General features: G+C 63.4%; 11 protein-coding genes. 4 read left to right on the top strand and 7 right to left on the bottom strand.

All coding sequences use genetic code 11. The features are described from left to right. On the bottom strand, window positions 1-1,172 hold a 1,172-nt coding region (locus EN925_RS11715), incomplete at its 3' end, for an AMP-binding protein (protein ID WP_164894183.1). Window positions 1,173-1,315: 143 nt separating this feature from the next. On the opposite strand from EN925_RS11715, the gene EN925_RS11710 reads away from it, so the two are divergent. The 4 genes from EN925_RS11710 to EN925_RS11695 all read left to right on the top strand — a co-directional run bounded on the left by EN925_RS11710 (window position 1,316) and on the right by EN925_RS11695 (window position 4,266). Continuing rightward, on the top strand, window positions 1,316-2,128 hold the full coding sequence (locus EN925_RS11710) for a DUF2259 domain-containing protein (RefSeq protein WP_164753479.1): 813 nt from the start codon (window positions 1,316-1,318) through the stop codon (window positions 2,126-2,128). A gap of 442 nt (window positions 2,129-2,570) precedes the next feature. Then, on the top strand, window positions 2,571-2,858 hold the full coding sequence (locus EN925_RS11705) for a PqqD family protein (protein WP_032898709.1): 288 nt from the start codon (window positions 2,571-2,573) through the stop codon (window positions 2,856-2,858). Beyond that, window positions 2,858-3,292, top strand: coding sequence for a lasso peptide biosynthesis B2 protein (locus EN925_RS11700; RefSeq protein WP_013528092.1), 435 nt, complete (start codon window positions 2,858-2,860; stop codon window positions 3,290-3,292). Before EN925_RS11705 ends, EN925_RS11700 begins: the two co-directional genes overlap by 1 nt. Next, window positions 3,289-4,266: a hypothetical protein gene (locus EN925_RS11695; protein ID WP_013528091.1), complete on the top strand. Its 978-nt coding sequence runs from the start codon at window positions 3,289-3,291 to the stop codon at window positions 4,264-4,266. Before EN925_RS11700 ends, EN925_RS11695 begins: the two co-directional genes overlap by 4 nt. 7 nt (window positions 4,267-4,273) lie before the next feature. Here the strand turns inward: EN925_RS11695 and EN925_RS11690 are convergent, their stop codons facing one another. The 6 genes from EN925_RS11690 to EN925_RS11665 all read right to left on the bottom strand — a co-directional run. Continuing rightward, window positions 4,274-5,254 carry a nucleotidyltransferase family protein gene (locus tag EN925_RS11690; RefSeq protein ID WP_224618437.1) on the bottom strand — a complete coding sequence of 327 codons (981 nt, stop codon included), beginning with the start codon at window positions 5,252-5,254 and terminating at the stop codon, window positions 4,274-4,276. Between the two features lie 100 nt (window positions 5,255-5,354). Further along, window positions 5,355-6,341, bottom strand: coding sequence for a dihydroxyacetone kinase subunit DhaK (gene dhaK / locus EN925_RS11685; protein ID WP_063173532.1), 987 nt, complete (start codon window positions 6,339-6,341; stop codon window positions 5,355-5,357). Between the two features lie 92 nt (window positions 6,342-6,433). Then, window positions 6,434-6,856 (bottom strand): hypothetical protein, encoded by a 423-nt coding sequence (locus tag EN925_RS11680; protein WP_013528088.1) that lies wholly within the window; start codon window positions 6,854-6,856, stop codon window positions 6,434-6,436. Between the two features lie 11 nt (window positions 6,857-6,867). Continuing rightward, window positions 6,868-8,454: a phosphoenolpyruvate--protein phosphotransferase gene (gene ptsP, locus EN925_RS11675; protein WP_127384624.1), complete on the bottom strand. Its 1,587-nt coding sequence runs from the start codon at window positions 8,452-8,454 to the stop codon at window positions 6,868-6,870. Then, window positions 8,438-8,740: an HPr family phosphocarrier protein gene (locus tag EN925_RS11670; RefSeq protein WP_013528086.1), complete on the bottom strand. Its 303-nt coding sequence runs from the start codon at window positions 8,738-8,740 to the stop codon at window positions 8,438-8,440. Before EN925_RS11670 ends, ptsP begins: the two co-directional genes overlap by 17 nt. A 22-nt stretch (window positions 8,741-8,762) precedes the next feature. Further along, the coding region (locus tag EN925_RS11665) for a PTS mannose transporter subunit IID (protein WP_127238564.1) at window positions 8,763-9,018 on the bottom strand (256 nt) is incomplete at its 5' end.

Here is a 9,018-nt window from a genome sequence, read left to right as displayed (position 1 = left end):
ACCACAGGCACATTCAGCTTCTGCTCCGCCCATTTGATGGTTTCCGGGTCGGCGCGCTCGCCGGCAAGAAACAGCGTGCGGAACTTCGAGAGGTCGTGTTTGGCAATGACCTCGCCCTTCGGGTCCTGCCCCTTGATGGCGCGGAATGCGGTCGGCGCGGTGAACAGCGCGACCACGCCATGCTCCGCTATCACCCGCCAGTAGGTGCCGGCATCGGGCGTGCCGACAGGCTTGCCCTCGAACAGGATGCTGGTGCAGCCATGCAGCAGCGGTCCGTAGACGATGTAGGAATGGCCGACCACCCAGCCGACATCGGATGCCGCCCAGAACACCTCGCCCGGCTTGACGCCGAACTCGTTTTCCATCGTCCATTTCAGCGCGACCATATGGCCGCCATTGTCGCGCACGATGCCCTTGGGCTGACCGGTCGTGCCCGATGTGTAGATGATGTAGAGCGGATCGGTGGCAAGCACCGGCACGCAATCGACATTGGCGCCCGCTGCCCGTTCGCGGGCGACGGCATCGGCGTAGTCGATGTCGAAATGCTCCTTCAACTCGCAGCGCAACTGGTCGCGCTGCAGGATCAGGCAGGCGTCCGGCTTGTGGCGGGAGATCTCGATCGCCTTGTCGAGCAACGGCTTGTAGGCAACGACGCGGCCTGGCTCCAGGCCACAGGATGCCGAAATGATCAGCTTCGGCCTGGCATCGTCGATGCGGGTGGCAAGCTCATGCGAGGCGAAGCCGCCGAAGACCACCGAATGCACCGCGCCGATGCGGGCGCAGGCGAGCATGGCGATGGCCGCCTCGGCCACCATCGGCATGTAGATGATGACGCGGTCACCCTTGCCGATGCTGCGGTTCTTCAGCACCGAAGTCAGCGCGACGACCTCGCGCTTCAGCTCGGCATAAGTGAACTTTTTCACGGTTCCGGCAATCGCACTGTCATGGATCAGCGCGATCTGGTCGGCGCGGCCGCCGGCGACGTGGCGGTCGATGGCATTGTAGCAGGTGTTGCAGGTGGCGCCGGTGAACCAGCGGCCATAGACACCGGCATTGGCGTCGAACACCTTGTCCCAGGGCGAATACCAGTCGATGGCGCCGGCCGCATCCGCCCAGAATTGTTCCGGATCGCGTTTCCAGCCTTCATAGACCTCGTGATAGCGTGAAGCCATCCATACCTCCCCGGGAAATGTTTTTCTTCCTTCCAGATAGCGCGCTCTACCCTTGGCCGCAAATCCACGCCATTGTGACGACGGCATCGACCTGGCGCTTGGGGGCAAGCAGCTATGAACTGCGAGACGGGACTGGGGTGGTGATGTCTGCTGCTGTTCGGATCATCGGGCGCTTTTCGCTATCGTCGGTCATGGGCGCCGTACTTGCTATGTCCACCGGAACCGCTGAAGCCGGCGATGCCGCGGCACGGCACATCATCGGCTTTTCGCCGGATGGCGCTTATTTCGCCTTCGAGCAATATGGAACGCTCGACGCCGGCGCCTCGGACTCCGGCTGGTCTGAGATCGACATCATCGATACCCGTACGGATCGGTTCGTTGGCGGTAAGCCGATCCTCGTCGTCGATGAGACGGAGGAGGCGACACTGACGCTGGAGCAGGCGAGGGCGCAGGCCGCCGCTCAGGCGGCGCCCATTCTCGCCCATTATGCAATCACATCCCCAGCCGAGCAGACAGCGTCCGACAAATTCACCTTTCCGGGTGAAATGGTTGCCTACAACGACATCTCCCGCCTCGAACAGGTGTCGCAGAAATGGCTGTCGCCGCTCCATGGCGAAACGGGCGTTTCGACCATCCAGCTCGACGAGATCCTGGCAGCCAGCACGAGCGATTGTTCGGCGAGTTTCGCAACGACGGAGCAGCGCGACACATCTGGCAAGGCACTCGGCTTCCGGCTGACGCTGCAAGGCCAGGACGGCAAGCCGTTCAAGATCCTGCACGAGGACAAGACCGTGCCGGGCTCAAGAAACTGCCCGACCTCCTACAGCCTGTCGGAATCCTACGAACTTACCCCGGCCGGCAAGCCGGCGGTAATTGTCGTGCTGGTGCAGCGTTTCAGCCAGGGTTTCGAGGGGCGCGATCGCCGCTTCCTCGCAGTGACCGGGCAGCCACGCTGAGAGGTCACGCCCAAGCGCCGGCAGCCGCTCTGTCTCAAGGTTGTTTCTAGATCGGCAGGGCCACAAGCATGAGGCCAATGCCGCCAGCGATCAAAATGGCTGTCGCCAGCGCTTTTCTATGACGTTCGAAGCTCGTCGGAGCTCGCTCCCAATTGTAACGCATACGCTATCTCCCCAATACCCAGGCAGGTTTTACCTTACTTAGGGGAAGAAATGCAACGTCCGCTGCCGGCAGCCCGCTGTTTGTCACGTTTCATCGATGACTATTTCTGGGCCGAATGCGGCCGGGAAGACGCAACCGAGCAGGTTCTAACGCGACTGGCGCGGAGAATCTGTCAGCAAGGCCGTTGGTCCCCTGAACTGGGCTCCCGTGATCGGCCGATAGACAGCGCTCCACCTCCGCGCTATCTGATTTCCGGGATGAGCATGGCTTGGAGGGGGCGTGGTGGAAATAGTCTCTGGAACCGTTCTGCGGCTGGCCGAGGATGCCTCGGTGCAGCATGTGGGCGATGGCGCAGTCGTGCTTTTGGCGCGCAGCGGCCAGCTCTATACATGCAACGGCACGACCGAAGCCTTTCTCGACAAGGTGGACGGCGCGCGCAACCTCGACCAGATCGTCGACCTGCTTTGCGAGGAGTTCGAGGTCGACAAGGGGACGCTCGATCAGGACATGGCGGCACTGGCCACGGATCTGATCTCGGAAGGTATCCTCGCCGCGCCAGGTGCTTGATGGCTGACGGCCCGCTCCTGCGCGCTCTTTTTCGCTGCCATCTCTGGGCGAGCGCGCGGCTGATGCCGGTCCTTGTCACCAACCGGAGCTTCGAGGAGGTGCTCAAATGGGCGCCGCTCGCCTCGTCGACGCCCTATCGCGGTCTGGCGTCCGCCTACATCGTCGCGAGCGTCAACCGCACGGTCCGCCATCCCTGGCTGATGCGTGACCGCAGGTGCTTGAGGGAAGGTCTGCTCGGTCATCGTTTCCTGCGACTAGCCGGCTTCGATCCGGACCTGCGCTTCGGCGTCGAACCGCAGTCGATGCAAGCGCAGCGTCTATCGGCGCATTGCTGGGTCTGCCTCGACGGCAAGCCGGTGGTCAGCGACAAGCTTCCCGGCATGGTCGAGATCTATCGTCATCATGCCGATGCCGTAAAGGCGCGTCCCGCTTGACCAGACCTTCAGCCTGCTATGGCCTCAACGGCCTGATCCTTGGCATATCGGCCGAGCGCTCCGAGCTGTGGCAGGATTTCGACCGGATGCTGGGCAGCCTGCGCATAGAGGAACCCGTCGCGCCGGACTTTCGTCTTGAGATCACCGAAACAGACACGCTGGACGAGACACCCAATGGATCCCTGGTCTTCGATGGCGAGGTGCCGGAGGATGGTCCCTGCCGGATGATCGAGGATGGCGGCATTGTCCATCTGGTCTTTCCCGGGCGCCAAACCGTTGCGATCAATGGTGGGGAAGGTTGGGCCGAACTCCGGATTAGCACCGGTACGAAAGCCGCCTGGACGCCGTCGATGTTGGTCCTGGATGCCGCGCTCGACGCCGGTGGCCAGCATATGCTGCATACGGCCGGGCTGACCTTGCCTGACCGCGATGCGGTGGTGCTGATCCACGCCCCGAGCGGCACCGGCAAGACCACGACGTCGCTGGCGCTGGCAACACAGGGCTTTGGCCTCTGCTCCGACGACGCCATGATCCTGAATGTCGCTTCGGGCAAGGTTGTAGCCTGGGGCTTGCCGCGCGCCGTCAAAATCCACCGGAAGACTGCCGAAATGATCCCGCAGGTGGCGCCATGCCTTGGCCAGACGTGGGATCGCAACGGCGAACAGCCGGTCTCGTTAGAACGGTTGGGCGGTATCATCCGGGTGGAAAACGCATCCGCCCGGCCGGTGGCGGCGCTTCTGCACCTGGCGCGTTCCGCCGACGGGCAGACCCGGCTCGTCGCCATGGCCAGGACCGACGCGATGGTGGCGCTGGCAGTCGACAATGTCCGCACCGGCATGACCGGGCTGCTGCCGATGCAGAAGCGCAGGCTGGCGACCATCGCCGGGCTGGTCAATGCGGTGCCGACCTTCCAGCTCGAAGTAGGCGCGCGCCCGGCTGACGCTGCGGCGCTGATCCGCGGCACCCTGGATTGACGTCAAGTCAGGCTACTTGCGGCCTGGCCTTGGCCAATCTCTGAATCCACCGGAAGGCGTCGCGGCGCAGGCGTGAGCCCAGTCTGTCCCTGGAATTGACGCCAAGCAGCGTATTCGTTGTGATCAACCGCCTGGCCAGCCGTATGGAGAGGTCGGGCTTGATGCGGCCGGCGAGTTCGAGCGCGCGGCTCTCGTCGAACAGCTGGCCGGTCACATTGAGCACGATTGCCAACTCCAGTTCGATGCCGGTCATACGGGCAGCGTCGAACAGGCGTGCTTCCGCTTCGGGTGATTGCAGCGCCCGCACGCCTTGCAGCACGTCGACGCAAAGCTGCAGGCGGTGGAATTTGTGGCCGCCGGCGGCGTGCACGATGGCGATCGTTAGAAGAGCCGCCGGCGTGTCCGTGGCTTCGCCGTCGATGGCGCGCAATTCAGGGAAACCCAGCGACAGGCGCCGCCGCATGCCGGTGTCATGCACGAGGTCGCCATGCAGTTCGACCAGCAGGCTGGAATTCTCTTTTTCCAGCCATTTGAATTCCTGCAATTCGTAGGATTCGGCCTCGTTGCTGCCAAGCTCGAAGCCGCATGCCGCGATCACCTGGTTTGCCCTGGCCAGATTGGCGGGTTCGACCAGGATGTCGATGTCGGTGAAGGGCCTGTCGGCGACGTTGCGGTAGAGCTTTCGCGCGAAGACGGGTCCCTTGACGATCCGCGCCGGAATATTGTCCGCCGCCAATCCCTTCATGATGCGGTCGCCATGATACTTCAACAGCATCGACTGGCCGGTGGCGATCGTTGCCTTCTGGCGCAGATCCTCCAGCTTGCCGTGCAGGTCGGCATCCGCTGGCAGCCGCGCGTCCCCGCTGAGCTTGCGCAACATGATCGGCAGCACGCCGTGAAACTCGGCATTGTCGAGCAGCGCCGTCAGCGTCTTTGCCGACAAATCTTCGCCGCCTGCCGCCGCCTCGGGGTCAGCGAAGCGCAGCAAGAGTCTTTCTTCGGCGGAAGTAAGCGGTGGCAGCATCAACCCAGCTAGCATTGCGAGCAAGTCAGGAATGGTTGCAGAAAAGCCTAATGTAAGCCAGCTTTTACATGCCCCAGCGCAGCGCCGCAGTGTGTACCGGCGCGTCCCAGAATGCGGTCGTCTCGTCGTCGAGCATGGTCAGCGTGATCGAGCAGCCGGCCATATCGAGCGAGGTGACGTAGGAGCCGACCAGCGAACGGGTCACCGTCACGCCATGCTTCTCGAAGATTAGCCGTGCGCTGTTGTACATCAGATAGAGTTCCATCAGCGGCGTGCCGCCGAAGCCGTTGACGAACAGCAGCGCCGGGCCTTTCGCTTTGTCGCCGAGATCGCCGAGGATCGCGGCGCAAATCTCCTGCGCGATCGCATCGGCGCTTTTCAGCGCATCGCGCCGGCGGCCGGGCTCGCCATGGATGCCGACGCCGAACTCCATCTCGCCGTCGCCGATATCGAAAGTCGGCTTGCCCGCCGCCGGCACGGTGCAACTGGTCAGCGCCACGCCCATCGAGCGGGTAGCAGCGTTGACGCGGTCGCCAAGCGCCTTCAGCGACGCCAGAGCCAGGCCGTGTTCGGCCGCCGCGCCGACGATCTTTTCCACCACCAGCGTGCCGGCGACGCCACGCCGGCCCGTCGTATAGGAAGAATTCTCGACCGCGACATCGTCATTGGTCACGATCTGCTGGACGCCTTCCGACATTTCGGCCGCCATCTCGAAATTCATGACGTCGCCCTCATAGTTCTTGACGATGAACAGGCAGCCGGCGCCGGTGTCGACGGCCTCTGCCGCCGCCAGCATCTGGTCCGGTGTCGGCGAGGTGAATACCTGGCCGGGGCAGGCGGCGTCCAGCATGCCGTGACCGACAAAGCCGCCATGCAGCGGCTCGTGACCGGAACCGCCGCCGGAGATCAGCGCCACCTTGCCCGGCCGCAAGGTCTTTCGGCGGATGAATTTGTGCGCGTCGCCGAGCACGAGGATGTCGGCATGGGCGGCGACGAAGCCGTCGAGGCTTTCGGTCAGCACCGTGTCCACCGAATTGATAAACTTCTTCACGGCCGTCTCCTCCCGAAATAGGCCTTCCAAAGCAATTCCAGGAAAAGTGTATCGCGGTTTTCCGTCCGGAATTGCGTAAAACAAGAGTTCGATCAGCCACTCTTGCCGGTGATGCTGGTGATCTTTTGGATAAAATCGTTCACCGCCTTATCGAGCGCGGCGTTCTGCTTGTCGTCGCCGAAATCCGGCACGATCAGCGAGACATGCCGCGTCTTGCGCATGCCTGATGCGATCGACATCTTGCCTGGATGCGCCTGGTGATAGGCGGCGAGAAACTGGTCGCGCTCGGCCGGGCTGAAATGGCAGACGGAAAATATAGCCGGCAAATGTTTTGACGGAATCGGGATCGAATAGGCAGGACTGGAAATCTGCGTGACGAAGCTGCGGTGCTTGCCGAGCGCATCGGCCAGGCGCTGGCGCATACCGGACGGGCGCTGGTCGATGACCTGCGACAGGATCGTCTTGTAGGCGCGGATCGCCTCTTCGGAACCGGGTTCGGGTGTCCTGTCGACCATGCCGGCCGCGCCTAGACAGAAACGTCCGCGACGGCCGCCTTGGCCATGGCGAGTTGCGCCGGCGCGACGGAAAGATCGCGCAGGCCGGCCTCGATCAGTGACGGGATCGAGGCTGGATCGCCGGCTGCATCGCCGCACAGGCTGACCGGGATCTCTTCCCGCTGGCCAAACGCCGTCACGGCAGCGATCAGCCGCAGCACGGCCGGATGACGGACCGAATTGAGATGCGCCACGGCAGCGTTGTCGCGGGCGGCCGCCATGACATACTGGGTGAGATCATTGGAGCCGATCGAGAAGAAGGCGGCATCGGTAAAGGCTTCCGGTACGATCGCCACCGAAGGCACTTCGACCATGATGCCGAGCGGCGGCATGTTGTGTGCGACGCCGCGTGCGGCAAGTGCAGTCTGCTCTTCGGCGAACATCGCCGCTGCCTGTCGGTATTCCTCCACAATGGCGATCATAGGGAACATCACTTTCAGGCTGCCATGGACAGCGGCGCGCAGCAGCGCCCGGATCTGTACACGAAACACCTCGGGTCTTGCCAGCGACAGCCTGATCCCGCGCAGGCCGAGAAACGGATTGCTCTCCTCGACCGTAAAGCCGGGCACCGGCTTGTCGCCGCCGGCGTCAACGGTGCGGATCGTCACCGGTTTTTCACCGGCCCACTCCAGCACCTTGCGATAGGCGCGATACTGCGTCTCCTCATCCGGCAGCGTCTTGCCGAACAGGAATTCGGTGCGCATCAACCCGACTCCGTCGCAGGTCGTAATGTCGATGAGGTCGACATCGGACGGGTCGGCGATGTTGACCTGCACGCGCACCGCCGTGCCGGCCTTGGTCACCGCCGGTCGCGCCAGGAACGTCCCGGCCCGGTCGCTGCGCGCCCGGAATGATGAGGACGATTGGCGAAAAGCAGCGATTTCAGTCTTGGAGGGTGACAGCACAATGCCGCCATGTTCGGCGTCGAGCAGCGCTGTGCCGGTTAGACGAGCCAGCGAAGTGCCCAACCCGACAACCATCGGCACGCCGCGCGAACGCGCCAGCATGGCGACGTGGCTGGCGGTGCTGCCCGCCTTCAGTGCGATGCCGCCGCCGCGGCTCCAGTCGGTTTCGAGAAAACGCGTCGGCGCGATATCCCAGCCGTAGAGGATGGCGCCGGTTGGCGCCTGGACGTCGCCATCCTCGGACAGCGCCCGCAGCACCTGGTCCCTGATATCGCGTATGTCGGCGGCCCGTGCGCGGAAATAATCCTGGTCTGAAGCGTCGTAGCCGGCAATCTCGGTATCAAGCGCTTGCCGCCAGGCTTTGTCGGCTGGCAGGCCGGTGCGGATCGCGGCAAAGGCCGGGCTGCTCAGCGCATCGTCTTGCAGCATGGCGATCTGAAACTCGAGAATGTCGGCGGCATCGCCCTCGGCCATCTCGCTCAATGCGGTGAGACGGCTTGTCGCGACGGCGATTGCGGCTTCGAGCGCGGCCTTCTCGTCGTCGGCTGTTTGTTTGCCGACATAGGATACGACAGTCTGGTCGAGGTCGAACAGTGGCCCCTCGGCATAGCCGGCCGACGCCGAAATGCCTTGCAGTCTAAGCGGTTCGGACATGGTCCGCGCCTTCGTCGAAATCGCGCCGCACCAGTTCGACCAACGCGTCGACGGCATCATTGGCGCCGTCACCGCTGGCCCTGATGTGCAGCACGGTGCCCTTCGGCGCCTTGGCCGCCATCACCTTGACGATGCTCTTGGCGTCGAACCATGGTCCATTGGCGGCGAGCGCGATCTCCACCTCGGCGGCAAAACTCTTGGCCAGCTTGGTGAACTTCACCGAAGGACGCGCGTGCAGACCCACCTCGTGGGTGATCACAACGGTCGCTTCGGCGGATGCGGACATGTCTTTCAAAATTCCCGTTCGTTCACGACGGCGACAATTCATGTGCCGTCGCCACCACTTCCCGCAGCGAGGCGCCGCCGGAGGCCTCGGTCGCTGCCATCACCGCGCCTTCGACGATCGGCGCGTTGCAGACTATGATCTTGTGCGACCGTGGCTCGCCGATCATCTCCACCGCCATTTCCGAGTTGGTCTCGGCGCCGCCGAGATCGACCAGAATGGCGACACCGGCTTCCGACCAGGCCTTGTCGATGGCGCCCATGATCGCCTCGACATTGGTG

It is taken from the genome of Mesorhizobium sp. M7A.F.Ca.US.006.04.2.1, from assembly GCF_004022915.1.
GTDB classification, from domain to species: Bacteria; Pseudomonadota; Alphaproteobacteria; order Rhizobiales; family Rhizobiaceae; genus Mesorhizobium; species Mesorhizobium ciceri.
Note: the sequence above shows the minus strand (reverse complement) of the source record. Positions and strands in the feature narration are given on the sequence as shown.